The sequence below is a fragment of the Ralstonia sp. 1138 genome (assembly GCF_040544795.1).
GTDB classification, from domain to species: domain Bacteria; phylum Pseudomonadota; class Gammaproteobacteria; order Burkholderiales; family Burkholderiaceae; genus Ralstonia; species Ralstonia flatus.
In genome coordinates this window covers 61,724-80,094 of the sequence record NZ_JBEPKQ010000008.1, presented here as the reverse complement: position 1 = coordinate 80,094, position 18,371 = coordinate 61,724, and the positions used below count along the sequence as shown (strand labels likewise).

The following is an 18,371-nucleotide window of genomic DNA, read 5'->3' as shown; positions in this document are numbered from 1 at the left end:
CACTTCATTACTTGTTAGCTAGCGGATCGAAATCCGCCGCATCCAGTATTAAGCGCCCACACTTATCGGCTGTTTGCTTGTTAAAGAACTTCGCGGTCAACTTTGTTCACCGCGTCGCTGCGTTGTCTGCAGCAGAGAAACGAGATTATGCAGAGCTTTTTCGTCGCTGTCAACAACTCGCCGAAGAATTTTTATCCGTCAACTCGCTGCCAACTACCACCCAGTCCACCACCGACCGCCAACCACCCGATCGACCGCAAACCCGCTCCACACCTGCTTCTCCACCACTCAACCCCACCACCGCCACTTGCGTTTCGGCGCTGTGTTTTGCAGCGAGGGGCGAATACTAATGTGAGGACGCGCGGCTGGCAAGCACTTTTGTGAGTCACTCGCAAAAATCTTGTTGATCACCGGCCTGCATCGCCATGGGGGCCCTGCGTCATGGCAGGGTGGAGACGCCGGCGAACGCCGCGACCGCCCAGTCTGCGACACAGATTGGGCCAGCCCGTCGCCCGTCGCCCGTCGCCCGTCGCCCGTCGCCCGTCGCCCGTCGCCCGTCGCCCGTCGCCCGTCGCCTCGTTACTTATAGAGATGCGGTTGGCATCAATGTTTGCCCGCCGACTGGCACAGCTTCTGGTTGTAGAGGATGGCCTTGCTGGTGGACGCGTAATTGTCCGCGTCGCACGGCGGCAGGCTCAGCGATGTGTCTTTCTGCGCCTTCACGGCAGTCGTTTCGGACAACACAGCCAAACACTGGGCGTTGTCACCGCGATGGTATTCAGTCACCGCGAGATCACTGCGGGCCTTGTCGCGCTCGATCCAGTCCATGAAGGGATCGCACTCGGAAAGCAGCGAACGCAGCGTTGTGCGTGCTGCGTCGTAGTCCTTGGCGCCATATTGCTTGTGGGCCTGGCCGATGCGGGCTTGGCGCTGGCGGTCGGTGCAGGCGGCGGGCGCGCGGCGGTAGTCGCCATCAAACATGGCGCGCATGCCGCAGAAACCTCGGCAGGCCTCGGCGGTGGCGGAGGAATCCAGCTTGAGCGCATCCTTGTTACCTGACACGGCGATGCGGCACGTGCCTTCATCCTTGTCGACGCCAACGCGGCCACGGAATGTGCCTTCGATCGCGCACGTATGGCAGTTGCCGCCAATCGTCGTGATGTTGAAGCTGCTGCCCTTGACCGTCATCGTGCCGCTCGCGCTGCCGCCCAGGATGTAGACGTACTCGCCCGGCTCGACGGCCGGGCCGGCCGCCATGGCCCATGCGCTGCCCAACAAGCCTGCGATCATCAATGTGCGCCGCATCCACATTCCACGTGTCATCTGTTCATTCCTGATTCATGGGGGCGGGATGCCCCCTTCAAGCGCGCCATTCTGGCGGCTGGGTATGTTGCCTCGCAACCGCCAGTGAGCAGCGCACCAACCGGTCAGATGTGAAGCAGCGCCAGCACGGCGACGACACCGCCGACAGCGCCAACGCCGTACGAAAGCACCTGCATCCAGCGCCGGCGAGAAAGCAAGGTGATGGCCGCCAGGGCGATCGACACCTGGATGGCGGCCACCGCTTGCGCCCATCGGTGGTGATGGTGGACGGCAAGCTCGCTGGCCTCGTCGGCTTCTTTGGCAAGACGCTCTTGGTCTTCGGCCTGGCGACGGATGTCTTCCTTCTCGGCGGCGTAGCGCTGGGCGTCGCGCTTGGCAGCGGCCTGATCGGTACCGGGAAGTTGGGCGGTCAGCTCGGCAATCGCCTGCTTCTGACCCTTGGCTTGGTAATAGGCCCAGCGGTTGGCGGCCTCAGTCTTATGAATGGCGGCTTCATTCTTGGCAAGCAGCGCGGCATTTTGCGTTGCACCGCCCTGGTAACCGAAGATGGCACCGGCCGTCGACAGAATCGCCGTCATGACAGCGATTCGCCCGGCAAAGCTGTCGGCGTGGCCGCTTTCCGCTGCGTGCTCGAGCGCATGATCGTGCGCACCGTGAACGTGAAATCCTTCGGACATGGTTGCTCCCCTTTTTGTCTTGTATCGTCGCGCGCCCGTCAGGCGCGGGCCTCACAATGCATGGCCTTGCACGGAAAGGCAACGCCCTGCGATGCGCATCCAACGCTGCAGGTCCGGATTCGGAATACACACACGCTTATCGGAAAAGCGTGGCAAATCGCAGATGATTGTTACGCGGGAAAAAGCAGCATTGAATGTGTGAAACCGGCCCGTATAATCGCGCGGCAATGCGAATGAGGGCCAATCCCGATTGGCAATCGCATTGTTAATAAAACAAAACAATACTGCGAGTCAGATCCATGGATGCGTCTAAACAGCCTTTGGCGCCAATGCCCGAAAAGGAACATCACCCCGCCATTGTCCGCGTGGCCGACGCGACGATCCGCGATGCCAATGCGCTGCTGCATGCCAATGGCGGCCTGAAGTTCGGCCGGGGCATGATCGGCACGATCCTGGCGCTGGTGCTGGGCTTTCTGTGCTTGCTGGGCGTGCTGGCCTTTCACTTCCCGCAGTATCTGACGACGCCGGAATTACGCCGCGCGTATTCAGTGGATGTGATTCGGCAGATCCTGTTTGTCTCGCTGTTGATTTCCGGCGGGTTATCTCTGGCGAATATCGTGCTGGATAACCGCCGTCGCCTGAACGGTCTGGCGTTCCTGTTCGTGGTGGTTGCCGTCGCGCTGGGCGGCTCGCGCGTGCCGGTAGGTGATTTTCCGGATCACACGCCGTATATCGGCATGGACTGGTTCATTCTCGACCTGCTCGGTTCGACAGCGATTTTCGTGCTGCTCGAGAAGCTGTTCCCGCTCTATAAAAAGCAGCCGGTGTTCCGCCCCGAATGGCAGACCGACATGGTCCACTTTGCGGTGAACCACTTCATCGTGGGGCTGGTGCTGCTGGTGGTGAACTTCCTGATCCACCGTGTGTTCGGGTGGATGGTGCATGCAGACTTCCAGCAGATGGTGCAGCACATCTGGTTCATTCCGCAGTTGCTGCTTTGCATGCTGGTGGCCGATCTGATGGAGTACGTCACGCACCGCGCGTATCACGAGGTGCCGTTCCTCTGGCGCTTCCACGCCGTGCATCACAGCGTGAAGACGATGGACTGGCTGGCCGGCTCTCGCCAGCACATTCTTGAACTGATCGTCACGCGGGTGGCAGTGCTGGGGCCGCTGTTCGTGCTGGGCTTCGACAAGGCCGTGGTCGATGTCTACATCATCATCGTGGGCTTCCAGGCGGTGTTCAATCACGCCAACGTGCACTTGCCGTGGGGGCCGTTGAAGTACATCTTCGTGACGCCGGATTTCCACCACTGGCACCATTCATCGGAAGACGAAGCGATCGACAAGAACTACGCTGCGCATTTCGCCTTCATCGATTACCTGTTCGGTACCGCGGTGAAATCGAAGAAGGCCTTCCCGGAGAAGTACGGCGTGGTGGGCGACTACATGCCCGACGGGTTCGTCAACCAGCAGCGCTTTCCGTTCCGCCGTCAGCAAAACTGAGTCGAAGGTTTCCCATCATGCCGCTCGCCGTCGCCGCCCAGAACCTCATCGCCCGCCTCGGTCTCGAACCGCACCCGGAAGGCGGCTTCTATCGCGAGACCTATCGCAGCGAGGAACGCGTCCAGCGAGGCATCCCGCCCATCGAACATGCGGCTGCCACCGCCATCTACTACCTGTTGGCGGATGATGCATATTCCGCCTGGCATCGGATCCAGTCGGACGAGTTGTGGCACTTCCATGCGGGGGACTCACTCAATGTGCATGTGTTGGAGGAAGACGGTACGGTGAAGACGCATCATTTGGGCCACGCGGCCGATGATGCGACGGCGGTGTACCAGGCGGTGGTGCCGGCTGGCCGCTGGTTTGCAGCCGAGCGCGTGCCGGGCGAGCTTGGGTACACGCTCGTCGGCTGCACCGTTGCGCCGGGGTTCGAGTTCAGCGAATTCGAACTGGCTGACGGCGACGCGCTGCTGGCGAGGTATTCGGCACATGGCGATCTCGTCCGCAGGTTGCTGACCAAGCCCCACGGCGCCTGATCAGCACCACACCACGCTTTCATAGCCCACCGTGCGGCGGTAGACGCTCATGCCCCGCCATGTGCTGTATTCCATGTAGGCACATGTCAGAACAACGATCCAGTTGGCTGCTGTGGTGGACATATTCCCTCCCATCTCGGCGTGCCCGATGACTTCTTATCGGCACGTTTTCAGTCTATGAGAGGGGTCTTCAAAGTCATTGCACGAGCAATGACGCTTCTTGCCCGCTATTTCGAGACCTCGCTTTCTCAAGGGCATCGCGCGTCGCAAACGCGCACCGGGCGCATCTCTCATGCATCTCCGAGCGCACAGTCCGGGGCCGACCGGTCACCCTGCCGGATATCGCCACTCCGCAGCAGCTTCCATGTGTGCGCGCCAAGCGCCTAAGGCCCGGGACTACGCGCCATGGTGCGCGCTGGAGCTGATGACAGAGCACACCATCGGCTGAAGCAAAAACGGCGAGGGCGCGCCTACTGAGCGCTACCCTCGCCGTCTTGTGACCATCAAGCGCTTCCGGCTTACAGCTCGAGCTGCTCCAGCACTTTCCCCTTGGTCTCGATGCCGAGGAAGTGGATGGTAATTGCCGCCAGGATGGGCACCAAGGCCAGCAGCAGGAACGCATTGCTGACGTTGCCCGAGCCGATGGTCGAACCGATCAGCATTGGCGAAAAGATCGCCGCAATCTTCAGCCACGCGCCGCCCATGCCGCAGCCGATCGCGCGGATGTTGGTCGGGTACAGCTCCGGCGTGTAGACATAGGCGGTGATAAAGCCGCACGCCATCAACCCCAGCGCCAACGAGCACAACCCTGCCACCACATAGAGCGACTGTTCGTGCAGCAGCCCAGCCAGCGCCAGCGAGACGCCGCACAGCACAAACGACACCACCATCACGGGCTTGCGGCCAACCTTGTCGACGATCATCGCGCACACCAACGAACCGACTACTCCCAGCACCGACGCCAGCGCCGCCAGATTCAACGCCAGTTGGAGCGGCGCGTGATAGATCGTCTTGTAGACCGTCGGCAGCCATGTCGACAGACCGTACTGGATGAAACCGCACGTTGCCCACAGCATGGCCACGACCACCGTGCGCTTGATGTACACCGGGCCGAACAGATCGCGCATGCCCCGCTTCGGGTGGCGGTGTGACATCTGCTCGAAGGCCGAGGTATCGCCCAGCGGAGGCAGCGGCTCCTTCGCCTTGGCTTCAAAACGAGCCTGCGCAGCGTCCGCCTCAGCCATGCGGCCATTGGTGGCCAGCCAGCGCGGAGACTCCGGCACGGCCTTGGGCAGCGTAAAGAACAGGACGAGCGGAATGCCACCGAGAAAGTACATCACCTCCCAGCCGAAATGCGGCACCAGCCATGCCCCCAACGCGTTGGACACCAGCAGGCCGATCGGGAACACCACCTCGTAGAGCAACACGAAGCGCCCGCGACCATGTGCGCGCGTGACTTCGTTGATGTACGTTGCCGCCACGGGCAGCTCGCCGCCCAAGCCCACGCCTTGCACGATACGCAGCGCTGCAAACACGGCAAAACTGGGCGCCACACCGCACAGCAGGCTCATCAAACCGATGATGCCCGCGCTATAGCCGATCATGCGCACGCGACCGAAGCGCTCGGCGAGCATGGGAAACACCAACGCGCCGACCAACTGGCCGATGCCGGGGGCACCGATCACAAACGCAATCTGCGCCGGCGTGAGATGCCACTGCGCAATCAGCAGCGGCAGCGTGGCCGCGATGACGATGACGTCAAAGCCGTCGAAGAACGTCGCCAACCCGATCAGCAGACGCGCCCGCACGTGCATGCCGTTGCTCTTGAGCCGCTCGATGCGGGCAACGATCTTGCCCAGGCTCATCGCACCCCGCGACGCATCGTGGTCAATTCCGCTATCAATCAAAACACCTGGCTTCATGTGAAGCTCCTTCCGGAGGAAGTTGATGCGCCACCGGGTCGCTGCCCAGCGGCGCGCGTTGGGTCAGGACGTCAGAACGAGTGGTGCACCCCGGTGCTGACAACGACCTGGTTGCGCTGCGCCGCTACACCCACGCCATTGATGGCAGCAGACTGCGCATCGCCGGACGCACGCTGATACGTCCCTTGCAGGTAGACCTGCGTGCGCTTGGAAAACGCATACACGTTGCCGAGGCTGAACTGATTCCAGCGGGCGCCCTCGTACTTGCTGAAGGTATAGCCCACGTTGAGCGTATTGGCGGCGCTGTAGTGCCACGCGGTGCCCAGATCGACGTTCTGCGCGCGGGCGTTGGCCCCGCCGAGCGTGATGCGCGTTTGCGTATAGACCGCGTTAATCTGCACCGGCAGGCCGCTGAACTGATACAGCGCGCCGGCACCGAACGACTTGACCGAACTCATCGGCGTCATCACGCCGGGCACGAGCGTCGTGCCGAGCGTGTTCGTGATACCTAATCGACCCGCGATGTCCAGCGCGCGGTCGTTGGACGCCGTATAGGCCGCGGCGGCTCGGAAACCGCCATTGGTGTAGTACGCGCCGAGGCTGTAACTGCGGCTCTTCGATGGCGAACCGGGTACCTCGCCAAAACCGTACATGCCGCCCAATTGCAGCCCGCCGAAGATGGGCGAGACGTAACGCACAGCGTTGTCGATCTGGAACTGGTTGGCCAGGTTGTCGAAGTTGCCGGGGTGGAACAGGTAGAAGTTGGTGAGCTGGAAACCGTTGCTCAGGCGGCCGAGGTAATCGAACATGAAATCCGCCTGATGGCCAAGCTGGATGTTGCCCAGGCGATCGTTCGTCAGGCCGACCCACGCCGTGCGGTTGAACAGCTTGCCGGCAACCACGCTGCTGCCGGTGTCGCCCAGAAAGCCCGATTCCAACTGGAAGATGGCCTGCGTACCGCCGCCGAGATCTTCCGAACCGCGCAGGCCGAAACGGTCCGGCTGCATCGTGCCGGGGTCCATGCGCAGCGCCGAGCCGCTAGACGCGCCGCTCTTGAGGCTGTTGATGTAGGCCACGCCTTCATCAATGCTGCCGTACAGCGTCACGTTGCTCTGGGCCGCCGCCGTGCCGGCCAGGCTCATCGCCGCAAGGGCGAACAAGGTTGTCTTCATTTGCAGTTTCCTCCATTGGACAAGGTGTCCGCCCCGCCAGTTGTTATCGCCGTCTTGGTGGACGAGCTGGTTGTGGTTCTTGCTTTGTTTCGTATGCGAAACGTCGTTTAAAAGAAAAACAGGGCGCAAAAAAAAGACGGCGCGGCTGGTCAGGCCGGCGCCTAAACCATCCTGCGCTTACAGATCGATCACCAGGCGCTTGCCCTTACAGCCGGATACGCAAACCATCATCGTCTGGTTGGATGCGCGCTCGCTCTTGGAAAGCACGCTGTCACGGTGGTCGGGCTCGCCTTCGAGCACGCGCGTTTCGCACGAGCCGCACACACCTTCCTTGCAGCTGTGTTCGACCTCGACGCCAATCTCCAGCAGCGCGTCGAGCAGCGACTTGCCTGCCGGCACACACAGTTCAGCACCGTTGCGCGCGAGCTTGACTTGGTATTCGCCCTCCTGCACCGATTCCACACCGGGGTCGGCTGCAAAGCGTTCGATATGGACGTTGGTGTAGCCCAGCGCCTCACAGGCCGCCTCGAATGCCCGCAGCATCGGGCCGGGGCCGCAGCAATAGAAATGCGTATCGGCCGGATGCCCTGCAAGCAGCGCTTTCAGATCGGGGGGCCCACCGGCTTCTGCGTCCAGGTGAAAACGCACAGCTTCGCCATGGGCGGCCAGCTCATCGGCAAAGGCTGCTTCGGCACGCGAGCGGGCGCAGTACAGCATTGAGAACGTCTTACCTTGCTCGGCCAGGCGACGCGCCATGCAGACGATGGGCGTCACGCCGATGCCACCTGCAACCAGCACGGTGCGCGGCGCTGTTTCGTCCAGCTCGAAGTGATTGCGCGGGCCGCCGATCTTGAGCGTCGAACCGACGCGCAACTGCTCGTGCACATAGCGCGAGCCGCCGCGGCTGTTGCGGTCGAGCAGCACGCCGACCACGTAACGGTCACGCACCTCTGGCGCGCCGCACAGTGAATAGCTGCGCACCAGCCCGTTGCCGAGATGCAGTTCGATATGCGCGCCCGGTGCGTACTCCGGCAAAGGCTTGCCGTCGACATCGCGCAGCTCCACGCTCACGATGCCCTGGGCTTCGTAGCGCATGGCATGCACGCGCAGGTTGAGGGGGGAATTCATAGCACGTCTCTCTGCAACGTTTCAGCGCTTTTCCGTCAGGAACTTGCCTTCGGGGCCGGCGACGTTCTTCTGCCGACGTGTATTGCCGTCAATGCCACCGTCGATGGCCCATTCGGCAAACACGGTCGGGCCGGGCTCGAAATCGCGCGGCTGCCAGTCGGCGTCGAGCTGGTCTTCATCGGCGTAGTACTCGATCAGGCCGCCAGCCGGATTCTTGAAGTACCAGAAGTACGCCGACGAGATCGGATGACGGCCCGGACCCAGCTGCGTATCCCACCCACAGCGCGACACATGCATGCCGCCACCGAACACTTCATGGATGTCGCGCACGGTGAAAGCCACGTGGTTGAGGCCGCTCTTGGCCTGCGGCGTCTGCAGCAGGAACAGGTCGTGATGGCCGCCTTCGGGCTCGCAGCGCAGGAACGCCCCGCGACCCGGGTAGTGGTCGGACGGCACAAAGCCGAGCTTCTCGACATAGAAGCGCTCCGTGGCCGCCACGTCCTTGACGAAGAAGACCACGTGGCCGACTTCGATCGGCGTCGCACGCTCGTAGATCGGGCTCGGTTGATTGCGGCGCGGCTTGTCCGTCCACGTGTTCATCGCGGCGCATTGCACGTCGACGTCGCGCTTGGTGGACAGCTGCACGCGCACGGCGAGGCCGTTCGGGTCCGTGCAACCGACGCGGCCGTTGGCGTGGACGTAGCCGGGCTGGTCAGCCAGCGTGTCGACCAGGCGATCGAGCACAGCCTGCGAATCGGTGCCCCAGATCACTTCGCGCAGCGTCGGGCCGGCTTCCATGGCCGGCGGCAGCGTGGCATCGTCGCTGCGCTTGACGCGTACGCGGCAGCCGTTGAGTGTCTCGAACAGCAGGCCGCTGGCGTCTTCCGATTGCAGGGCGAGGCCCCAATCCAGGAAGAACTGCTTGCAGGCAGCGAGGTCGTCGGCACCGTAGACGATTTCGTCGATGCCCCGAATCGTGTTCATCTTGATCTCCTGTGGTCTGGGTGTTTTGTTTCAGCTTCAGTTGGCGTTGGCCCAGGCCAGCGGCTGTTCATTCAAGCCCCAGTAGAGGCTCTTCTGCTCCATGTACTGCAGGATGCCGAGGCGGCCCTTCTCGCGGCCCAGGCCGCTGTCGCGCCAGCCGCCAAACGGCGTCGAAATCGAGAACTGCTTGTATGTGTTGATCCACACGTTGCCGGCCTGCACCGCGCGGCCGATGCGCCAGGCGCGCTTGTAGTCGCGCGTCCAGATCCCGGCGGCCAATGCGTAGACGCTGTCGTTGGCCTGTTCGATCAATTCGTCTTCATCGTCGAACGGCATGGCGACGAGCACCGGGCCGAAGATTTCTTCCTGGCAGATGCGGGCGCTGTTGGTGAGCCCTTCGATGATGGTCGGCGTGTAGAAATAGCCCGACTCGCAGCCGGCGATGGCCGGGCGCAAACCGCCCGTGCGCAGGTGCCCGCCGTCTTCCACGCCCATCGCGACGTACGACTCGATGGTTTCGCGGTGGCGGTCGGTGATCAGCGGGCCCATCTGCGTCGATTCATCGGCCGGATTGCCGACCCTCAGGCGTGCTGCGGCAGCGGCGATGCGATCCATGAACGGCTCGTACAGCGAACGCGCGACGAACAGACGCGAACCGGCGATGCACGACTCGCCCGACGAGCTGAAGATGCCGTACAGCACACCATTCACGGCGTGGTCGAGGTCGGCATCGTCAAACACCATCGTCGGCGACTTGCCGCCGAGTTCCAGCGACACCGGCATCATCTTGTCGGCGGCAATGTGCGCGATATGGCGGCCCGTGTTCGTGCCACCCGTGAACGACACACGGCGCACCAGCGGATGCTTCGTGATCGCATCACCAATCACGGAGCCCTTGCCCGGCAGCACGCTGATCATGCCCTTGGGCACGCCCGCCTCTTCGCAGATGGCAGCAAGTTCCAGCGCCATCAGCGGCGTGACTTCCGCAGGTTTGACGACGACGGCGTTGCCCGCGGCCAGCGCGGGCGCCATCTTTTGCGCTTCACTGGCAATCGGCGAATTCCACGGCGTGATGGCGGCCACCACGCCCATGGGTTCATGCACGCTCATCGTCAAGCAATCGCCACGCATGGGCGTGAGCGACTCTTCCAGCGTCTCGCATGCGGCGCCGAAGAACTGGAACGTGGCCGCGGCGCTTGCCACCAGCGCGCGCGTCTCCTTGATCGGCTTGCCGTTATCCAGGCGCTGGCGTTGTGCCAACGCTTCACTGCGCGAGCGGATCAGCTCAGCTACGCGGTACAGAACAGCGGCGCGCTCGTGCGGCTTGCGCTGCGCCCAGCCACTGGACAGGAAGGCGCGGTAAGCGCCCGCCACAGCCTCTTCCACATCGGCGACGCTGGCGGCATTGAGTTCTGCAACGACTTCCCCCGTGGCCGGGTAGCGCGTGGCATAGCGCTCGCCCGTGCCGAGGCGCCAATCGCCGGCGATGCAGATGGGCAACACGGACGTTGCGGTTGCGTTCGGGTTGGAAACAGTCATGGCGCAATGGCCTCGCTTAAATCGAAACAGCGTGCGCGCGGTTGCCCAGCGCACGCACCACGCTGAATACCGTCAGCGCAGAAGTCTTGGGATTGGCCGCCAGCGGCTTGCCGCGCATCGTCAGCTCGAAGCCGCCAAAGGCACCGCGCGCTTCGACGTGATGGATGTTCTCGTCCACCGTTGGGTCGGCCAGCAGCTTGACATGCGTGTGCTCAAGACCGAGGCCCGCCAATGACAGCGTGGCCGCCACGTTGGCATTCTTCGGAAACAGACGCGCAGCTTCACGGGCATTGCCTTCGAAGATCACCGTCGGCTCGCGCAGCGCATCGAGGTCGAACTGCTGCTCGGCCGGCGTGTCCTTCCAGGCGCGCGGCGGCTTGCGGCCGGTGTAGACCACGGCATCCAACCCGCCGACGCGCGCAGCGGCCAGTGCGTCGATGGCGCCGATGGCGCCCGACAGCAGTTGCACCTGCGCGTTGCCACGGCGGGCCGCAGCCTCCAGCCGTTCGGCCACGCCGGGTTCCGACAACGCACCCACCGATACGACCAGGCAATCGATGCCCTGCTCCAACGCCGGCAACACATGCTCTTCAAGCGCATCATGGCCAGCGCATTCGACCAGCAGATCAGGATGCGCATCGGCCGACAGATGCGTCGTGACACGCGCATTCGGCGCAAACGGGGCGATGGCCTCGCGCGCCTTGTCCATCGCGTGCTCGGGCACGATCACGGCGTCAAAGCACACATCCGGATCGCTCTTGAGCAATTCCAGTACGCCCTGCCCGATCGCTCCGCACCCGACCATCGATACATGCAGCATGTCCGGCTCCTTCAATTGGCTCGGTTGCAGGTTCACGCCACCACCGTCGTGCGCTCGGCAGCGCGCTCGCCCTGGCCATCCTTGGCCTGCTGGTTGACCGGCGGGCCTGCAAAGATCGTCTTGAAGCTGCCGATGGAGAGCATGTCGATCTCCATCAGGAACGGGCCCTCGCCGCTGGTGGCCTCCCTCAGCGCGCTGCTCACATCGGCCAGATCCGAGACGCGGCGATGACGCAGTTGCAGCGACTGGGCGAGCGCCGCGTAGTCCGGCGTGTGCAGATCCACGTAATGGCGGCGACCGCCGTACTGCGCGTCCTGGATGTTTTTTATGACGCCGTAGCCCTTGTCGTTCATCAGCACGATGACAAGGTTGGCGCGCTCCTGCACCGCAGTCGCCAATTCACCCAGGTTCAGGATGAAGCCGCCATCGCCGGCCAGGCAGAACGTGGTCTTGCCCGATCCGGTTGCAGCGGCACCAATGGCCGCGCCAATGCCCATTGCCAAACCTTGGCCGATGCCGCCGCCCAGCGCATGTACGCCGGCGCGCGAGTCAAAGATGCGGAGTTGCCGATTGCCCCACGTGCTGTTCGACACGGTCACGTCGCGCACCCAGTTGAATTCGCGCCCCACGGCGGCTTGCAGTGCCTCCACCAGCTTGGCGTACGGACCGAGGCCGTCGATCAGCCCGCCTACGGCCGTCTCGTGTGCCGCCCGCAGGTCTGCCGCGAATGTCGCGTCGATCTGCATCTTCTTTTCCAGCCGATCGGCCAGGCCATCCAGCGCAAGCGCCGAATCGCCGCACACGAAGTAGTCGCTGGCGTAGCAACGGCCTTCCGCCGAGGCATCCGCATCGATGCGGTACAGCGGACGCGGCAGCTTCAGTTCGTACTTGAGCGTTTCGTTACCGCGCAGGCGCGAGCCGACCACGACCATGGCATCGCACGTCTGGTAGAACGCTTCGACCGGCTTGTGCAGGTTGAATGCGCCCAGCGAGCGGGGGTCATCTTCCGGCACGATGCCGCGGCCCTGCGTGCTGGTGACCACACCAAAGCCGAGGTCCATCAGGCGCTTGACCTGCTTCGCAGCATGGCGGGCGCCGCCGCCCAGCCACAGCATCGGACGGCGCGCGCGCGACAGACGTTCAGCCAGTTCGTCCAGCGCGTGGGCCGACGGCACATGCTGCGGCACCAGCAGCGGGCGCAGGTCGTCCGGCATGGGAATCAGCGCAGCCTGGATGTCGATGGGAATTTCCACGCTCACCGGGCCGGCCGGGGCCGTCAACGCGGTCTGCACGGCCAGCTTCATCGTGCTGATGGCCGTGTCGGCACTGCGCACGCGGAAGGCAGCCTTGGAGACGGCCTTGAGCATCGTGAGCTGGTCCGGCGCTTCGTGGATGTACGCGAGGCTCTGGTCCAGGTACGGCGTTTCGATCTGCCCCGTGATGTGCAGCAGCGGCGTGCCGGCAGTCAGGGCTTCGACCATGGCGCCTGCCGCATTGCCGGCAGCGGTGCCGGTGCTGGTCAGGCAGACGCCCAGGCCGCCCGTGGTCCGGGCATAGGCGTCGGCCATGTTGGCGCCGCCGGCTTCACCGCGCGCCATGATGAAGCGGATTTTGCCGCGCTCGCCCATCGCATCGAGGATGGGCATGTTGTGGATCGAGATGACACCGAAAGCGGCCTTGACCTCGCAGGCCTCCAGGAAGGCGGCAATCGCGTGGCCGACCGTGACCAGCTGTTGTTCCTGTTGTTGTCGTTTAAGCATGACGGGAGTGTCCTCCGGAGATATCGATGTGGCTGCCCGTGGTGTACGAAGACAACGGCGAGGCAAGGAACAGAATGGCGCGGGCAGCCTCTTCGGGCAGGCCCAGGCGTCCAAGGGGAATGTGTTTTTGCGCGGCCAGGCGGCGCGTCCACGCTGCCCAGTCGAGATGGCGATCTTCATCGGGACGCGCGTCAAAGCGGCGTCGCCATTGGCCGGATTCCACCAGGCCGATCAGGATGCCGTTGACGCGCACGCCCTTCGGTGCAAATTCGGTCGCCATCGAGCGCACGAGGTTGAGCACACCCGCACGCGCGGCAGAGGTGGCCACCATGTGCGGCTCGGGCTGCTGCGCCAGCAGAGAATTCACGCAGACGATCGCGCCGTGCGCGGAGCGTTCGAGTTGCGGCAGGAAAGCGCGCGTCGGATGGATCACGGAAAAGAACTTGAGATGCAGCTCCTGCGTCCACGCGGCATCGTCGGTATCGGCAAACGTCGAGACACGGCCCTGGCCGGCGTTGTTGACCAGCATGTCGACGGGGCCCAGCGCTTGCTCCACGGCGTCGGCAAACGCTGCCATCTGCGCGGCGTCGAGCACGTCGCACGTTGCAGCGAACAGCCGGGCGTTGGGGAAGCGGCTGCGCAGACCTTGTTCGGCTTGCGCGAGACGTTCGGCATTGCGCCCGCACAGCGCCACGCCAGCGCCGGCTTCGAGCAGCAGTTCAACGGTGGCCAGGCCGATGCCGGAGGAGCCGCCCGTCACGACGGCGGTCTTGCCAGTCAGGTCGATCATCGGCATGGTCATTCGCGGAAGAGGTTGACGACCTTGCCGCCGGCGGGGCGGTAGTCCAGCAAGTAAGACAGCTCGCCTGCGGCGGCGCGCACCTTGTCGATCATCAGATCAAGCTGGGCCGCTTCGATGCGCGGCGACGGAATCGTCGTGCCGAGCGCGGCCACCACCTTGCCGGCGCGGTCCAGCACCGGTGCAGCAATCGTCGAGATGTTGGCTTCGAAGAAGCCTTCCTGCAGCACGTAGCCGTGTTCGCGGTCGCGCTGGACCATCTCGAACAGCTCTTCCACCGTGCGCGGCGTGTTGGCGGAAAACACTTCCAGCTGCGGCTCCGGATAAAGCTGGCGCAGCTCAGCCAGCGACAGATCGGCCAGCAGCACACGACCCAGCACCGTGGCGTGAGCCGGCAGGCGCGTGCCGACATTCACCGAACTGGTGAACGGGGTGGGCGCGACGGATTTCGCCACGTAGACGATCGAGCGGCCATCGCGCACGACGAGGTTGCACGGGTAATGAATCTCGTCGCGCAGACGATCGAGCAGCGGGCGGCCCAGCTCGGTCAATTCCAGCGAGGCGAGATATTCAAAGCCCAGGCGCAGCACCGCCATGCCGAGGCGGAAATCGCGGCCGCCGTCAACGCGTTCGATGAAGCCCATCACTTCAAGTGTGGTCAGCAGGCGGAACACCGTGGAGCGCGGCACCTTCAGGCGGCGCGCCAGTTCCGGCGCAGACAGCACACGGTCTTTGTGGCTGAACTCGCACAGCAGGCGCAGGCCGCGTTCGAGCCCCGGCACGATGTACTTTTCCTGCACGTCTTCTGGGATGAGGTCGTTGCTCATACGTCTTGGCGCTTAGGCGTTTTGGGATTGGGAGAGAACCGCATGTTCGATCCAGCCTGCAACAGCTTCAGGCGCATCGATGTAGGAGGCATGCCCGGCCGATGGCACAAGCGCAAACGGCAGATCGAACGTCTTCGCCAGCGCTTCGCAGCCCAGCGGCGGCGTAATACCGTCGACATCGCCGCACGCGATCTGCGCGGGTGTGGAGGCGGGGCGTTTGCTCAGATAGGCACCGATGTCGTCGCCGCTCAGCATCGCCACAGCCTGACGATAACCACCTTCGTTGAGGCGCTTCATGTTCCAGCGCACCCAGGCGCGTTCTTCGTCGGTGGCATTCGGGCGCAGCAGATGCGCGTGGCGCGATTCCGCCATGCCGTCGATGCCAAGCTGATCGAGCGTTGCAAGACGCTGGGCCTGCACGCTGCGGGACGTCTCTTGCTGCCCCGGTTGGCCGTAGCCCTGCGCGGGGTTCAGAAGCAGCAGGCGCTTCGGCTGCATCGCCGCTGGCGCGGCGGCCACATACGCCGATGCCATCAGCGCGCCCAGCGAATGACCGACGATCGCATCGGGCGTCACATCCAGCGCGGCAAGCCACGCCTGCAGCCGCAGCGCGTAGTCGGCGGCGCGCGGTGCCACGTCTGCAGGCGGCGTGGAACTGCCGTAACCCGGCGCATCCCATGCCAGCACGCGCATGTTGTGCGAAAGAACCTGCGCGCAAGGCAGCCATGACGCAGCGCTGGAGCTGATGCCGTGCAACAGCACCACCACCGGCCCGCGCTCGCCCCATTGCCGATAGCCGATGCGGTCGCCGTGCGCGTTGATGGCGACGGTGCGTTCGGCAAACCCTGCGCCGAGCACGGCAAGCGCGTCGGCAACGCGGAACGGAGGGGAAGACATGACAGCCTGCGCGCTCATGGCATCAACGCTTGATCTTGGCGAGCGGATGCTCGGGCGGATACGTCGGCGTGATCGGCTTCTTGGCGCCGAGCATCACGCACATCAGCGCATCTTCATCGCCGATATTGATTTCTTCGCGGTACACGCCGGGCGGCACCGAGACGAGATCGCGATCGGTCAGGATGGTCTCAAAGCGCTCGCCGTCCTTCTCCAGCACCAGCTTGAGCTTGCCGCGAATGATGAAGAACACCTCTTCCACATCGGTGTGCAGATGCGACGGGCCTTCGTGGCCGGCCGGAATGACCATCGTCGAAAACGTGAAGTGCTCCGCCGGCACCGTGTTGGTGTCAGCGGCCACGCCCGTGCCGCCCGTGCCGAGGTAGCGCATTTGCGCACGGCGGTATTTCGGGTCGAAGTCGGCCTGGAACTTGAGGGCGTCCCAGTCGTAGCGGCGGGTGGAAAAACGCGCGACGCGGCTGTTCATCCAGTCTTCAAACGACGCGCCTTCCGGGCGGTCCCACGTGCGTTGCACTTGCTGTTGTTCGGAGAGATCGCTCATCGAATACCTCTTCTGAATGGTGTGTGGATGCATTACTGCATGACGAAACCGCCGTTGACGGCCAGCGTCTGGCCCGTCACGAATCGGGAAAGATCGGACAGCGCGAACAGCACGGCGCCGCACACGTCGTCGGGCAGCTGGTCGCGCGAAATGGCGCGCTGGTCGCGGTACAGCGCGTGGCGGTGCGCCGGCACGTATTCGGTGGCCTCCACCAGCGTCAGGCCCGGCGCAATGGCGTTGACGGTGATGCCGTCTGCGCCACATTCGCGCGCCAGAGACTTGGTCATGCCGATGACGGCGCTCTTGCTGGCCACGTACGCCAGCAGGTTCGGCGCGCCCCACAGCGGGGTGTCCGACGACAGGTTGACGATGGCGCCGCGGCCCGAAGCCTTGAGCGCCGGCAGGCAAGCCGTCGTCATCAACCAGGTGCCGCGCACGTTGACGTTCATCACACGGTCCCAGGTCTCGATGTCGATCGACGATGCGTCGCGCCCGCCCGAGTTCGTGATGGCCGCGTTGTTGACGAGCCCGTCGAGCCCACCCAGTGCCTGCACAGCCGCAGCAGCGCATGCCTGAATCGAAGCCGGATTGCCAAGATCCAGCGCAAAGCCATGGGCGTCAAAGCCGGCCGCACGCAGCGCCGCGGCCGCTTCCTGCACGCGCTCGCCAAGAATGTCGGCCAGCGCAACGGCGCCACCCGCTTCGGCGATCGACTTGGCAAAGGCCAGACCCAGACCGCGCGCGGCGCCCGTCACGAGCACCTTGCGGCCCGCCAGCAGCCCGGCAGTTGAATTGCGCTCAGGCATGTTGGGCTTCCGTGGGAACCGGCTTGAGCATGGCGACAGGCGCGTCGGCCAGTTCAGCGGCGGCGCGGCGTGCGAGCACGCGGCGGATACGCGTGATGCCGATGTCGTGCTGATACAGCGTCTCGTGCTCGCGCGCTTCGGGTGCCATCGACTCCAGCACGACGCGGTCCTGTTCCAGCACATCCCAGTGCAGGCCTTCGAGGCGATTGCGATACAGGAAGCGCCACACGTCGCGCTGCCAACCCTGCACGTGGCGCGTGCGCCAGAAGTAGACGATGCAGTGCTCCTCATCGACCGGCGTCACGATGCCGATGATGGTGAACGGCCCGCCCGGGCCGACCTTCGGTTGATACGGAATCGACAGGCGCAGCCACATCGTGCCGGTCTCGCCAAACTCGGTCCAATCGAAGTTCACGCCGCGCTGGCCGGTCTTCTGGAACATGATCCCGTGGTCGGTTTCAACCACTTCCATCACGGCCTTCTTCTCGCCGCTGGCCATCGAGTGCGACACGGCGTGCAGATAGGCGCCGTGCATCGGGTCCATGACGTTGTCGATGGCATAGCGGTAGTTGACGTTCCAATGCGCGAAGCAGAGGAAGTGGCTGTGCTCGTCGCTGGTCAGCTCTTCAGGCAAGCGCAATGTGCCCACCGCGTCGTCGAACTCGGAGGGGGCCTTGTCGCCAAACCACAGGAAGATGGCGCCGGCGCGTTCCTGCACCGGGTAGCTGCGCACGCAGGTCTTGCCTTCCATCGGGCAAGCGTCAACAGCCGGCACGCTGGTCACCGTACCTTGGCCGTTCACTTCAACGCCGTGGTACCAGCAAGCCACGTGGTCGCCCAGGTTCCAACCCATCGACAGGCGCGCACCGCGATGCGGGCAGCGGTCTTCCAGCGCATGCACCTGGCCGGCGGTGTCACGCCACAGCACGATGTTCTGGCTCAAGCGGGTGATGCCCACCGGTGCGTTCTTCACATTCCACGACGCCGCCACCGGATACCAGTAGTTGCGCAGACCGGTGTTGATGCGCGCTTCCTTCTGCGCTTCCTTGTTGCCTTCCATTGCTTGCCTCTTCTGATGGGTTGAGCCGTGCGCCTCTGCGGGCAAAGCGGCGTCGAA

General features: G+C 64.0%; 19 protein-coding genes. 3 read left to right on the top strand and 16 right to left on the bottom strand.

The window, feature by feature from the left end; all coding sequences use genetic code 11:
- On the top strand, positions 1–350 hold a 350-nt coding region (locus ABIC76_RS24805; protein ID WP_354535531.1), incomplete at its 5' end, for a hypothetical protein.
- 253 nt (positions 351–603) lie between these two features.
- On the opposite strand, the gene ABIC76_RS24800 is transcribed toward ABIC76_RS24805, so the two are convergent.
- Both ABIC76_RS24800 and ABIC76_RS24795 read right to left on the bottom strand, forming a co-directional pair.
- A complete protein-coding gene (locus tag ABIC76_RS24800) occupies positions 604–1,305 on the bottom strand; it encodes a hypothetical protein (protein ID WP_354535532.1) in 702 nt (233 codons plus the stop codon).
- Positions 1,306–1,427: 122 nt separating this feature from the next.
- The gene (locus ABIC76_RS24795) at positions 1,428–2,000 is read right to left on the bottom strand and encodes a DUF4337 domain-containing protein (RefSeq protein WP_027680163.1); all 573 of its coding nucleotides are present in this window, start codon (positions 1,998–2,000) and stop codon (positions 1,428–1,430) included.
- Between the two features lie 299 nt (positions 2,001–2,299).
- Here ABIC76_RS24795 and ABIC76_RS24790 point away from each other — a divergent pair, with 299 nt between their 5' ends.
- Entirely contained in the window at positions 2,300–3,505 is a 1,206-nt protein-coding gene (locus ABIC76_RS24790) for a sterol desaturase family protein (RefSeq protein ID WP_102065166.1), read from the top strand.
- 17 nt (positions 3,506–3,522) lie between these two features.
- Positions 3,523–4,041 (top strand): cupin domain-containing protein, encoded by a 519-nt coding sequence (locus ABIC76_RS24785; protein WP_354535530.1) that lies wholly within the window; start codon positions 3,523–3,525, stop codon positions 4,039–4,041.
- On the opposite strand, the gene ABIC76_RS24780 is transcribed toward ABIC76_RS24785, so the two are convergent.
- The 14 genes from ABIC76_RS24780 to ABIC76_RS24715 form a co-directional block, all read right to left on the bottom strand.
- Positions 4,042–4,164 (bottom strand): hypothetical protein, encoded by a 123-nt coding sequence (locus ABIC76_RS24780; protein ID WP_004634792.1) that lies wholly within the window; start codon positions 4,162–4,164, stop codon positions 4,042–4,044.
- A 395-nt stretch (positions 4,165–4,559) separates the two neighbouring features.
- Entirely contained in the window at positions 4,560–5,963 is a 1,404-nt protein-coding gene (locus ABIC76_RS24775) for an MFS transporter (RefSeq protein ID WP_102065168.1), read from the bottom strand.
- Positions 5,964–6,034: 71 nt separating this feature from the next.
- Entirely contained in the window at positions 6,035–7,135 is a 1,101-nt protein-coding gene (locus ABIC76_RS24770) for a porin (RefSeq protein WP_102065169.1), read from the bottom strand.
- Positions 7,136–7,312: 177 nt separating this feature from the next.
- On the bottom strand, positions 7,313–8,263 hold the full coding sequence (locus ABIC76_RS24765; RefSeq protein WP_316902190.1) for a PDR/VanB family oxidoreductase: 951 nt from the start codon (positions 8,261–8,263) through the stop codon (positions 7,313–7,315).
- A 21-nt stretch (positions 8,264–8,284) separates the two neighbouring features.
- Positions 8,285–9,247, bottom strand: coding sequence for a VOC family protein (locus tag ABIC76_RS24760; protein WP_102065171.1), 963 nt, complete (start codon positions 9,245–9,247; stop codon positions 8,285–8,287).
- A gap of 36 nt (positions 9,248–9,283) precedes the next feature.
- The gene (locus ABIC76_RS24755; protein ID WP_354535529.1) at positions 9,284–10,786 is read right to left on the bottom strand and encodes an aldehyde dehydrogenase; all 1,503 of its coding nucleotides are present in this window, start codon (positions 10,784–10,786) and stop codon (positions 9,284–9,286) included.
- 16 nt (positions 10,787–10,802) lie between these two features.
- A complete protein-coding gene (locus tag ABIC76_RS24750) occupies positions 10,803–11,606 on the bottom strand; it encodes an aspartate dehydrogenase (RefSeq protein ID WP_027680155.1) in 804 nt (267 codons plus the stop codon).
- Positions 11,607–11,638: 32 nt separating this feature from the next.
- Positions 11,639–13,366 (bottom strand): thiamine pyrophosphate-binding protein, encoded by a 1,728-nt coding sequence (locus tag ABIC76_RS24745; protein ID WP_354535528.1) that lies wholly within the window; start codon positions 13,364–13,366, stop codon positions 11,639–11,641.
- Complete coding sequence (locus ABIC76_RS24740; protein WP_354535527.1) at positions 13,359–14,162, bottom strand: SDR family oxidoreductase; 804 nt, start codon at positions 14,160–14,162, stop codon at positions 13,359–13,361. The genes ABIC76_RS24745 and ABIC76_RS24740 overlap by 8 nt, the downstream gene beginning before the upstream one ends.
- 2 nt (positions 14,163–14,164) lie before the next feature.
- Complete coding sequence (locus ABIC76_RS24735) at positions 14,165–14,992, bottom strand: IclR family transcriptional regulator (protein ID WP_004634814.1); 828 nt, start codon at positions 14,990–14,992, stop codon at positions 14,165–14,167.
- Positions 14,993–15,004: 12 nt separating this feature from the next.
- Complete coding sequence (locus tag ABIC76_RS24730) at positions 15,005–15,907, bottom strand: alpha/beta fold hydrolase (RefSeq protein ID WP_354535526.1); 903 nt, start codon at positions 15,905–15,907, stop codon at positions 15,005–15,007.
- Positions 15,908–15,911: 4 nt separating this feature from the next.
- A complete protein-coding gene (locus ABIC76_RS24725; RefSeq protein ID WP_102065176.1) occupies positions 15,912–16,448 on the bottom strand; it encodes a cupin domain-containing protein in 537 nt (178 codons plus the stop codon).
- A 32-nt stretch (positions 16,449–16,480) separates the two neighbouring features.
- Entirely contained in the window at positions 16,481–17,254 is a 774-nt protein-coding gene (locus ABIC76_RS24720) for an SDR family oxidoreductase (RefSeq protein ID WP_354535525.1), read from the bottom strand.
- Positions 17,247–18,314, bottom strand: a complete 1,068-nt coding sequence (locus ABIC76_RS24715) for a Rieske 2Fe-2S domain-containing protein (protein WP_004634822.1) — start codon at positions 18,312–18,314, stop codon at positions 17,247–17,249. The genes ABIC76_RS24720 and ABIC76_RS24715 overlap by 8 nt, the downstream gene beginning before the upstream one ends.
- Between the last annotated feature and the right edge of the window lie 57 nt (positions 18,315–18,371).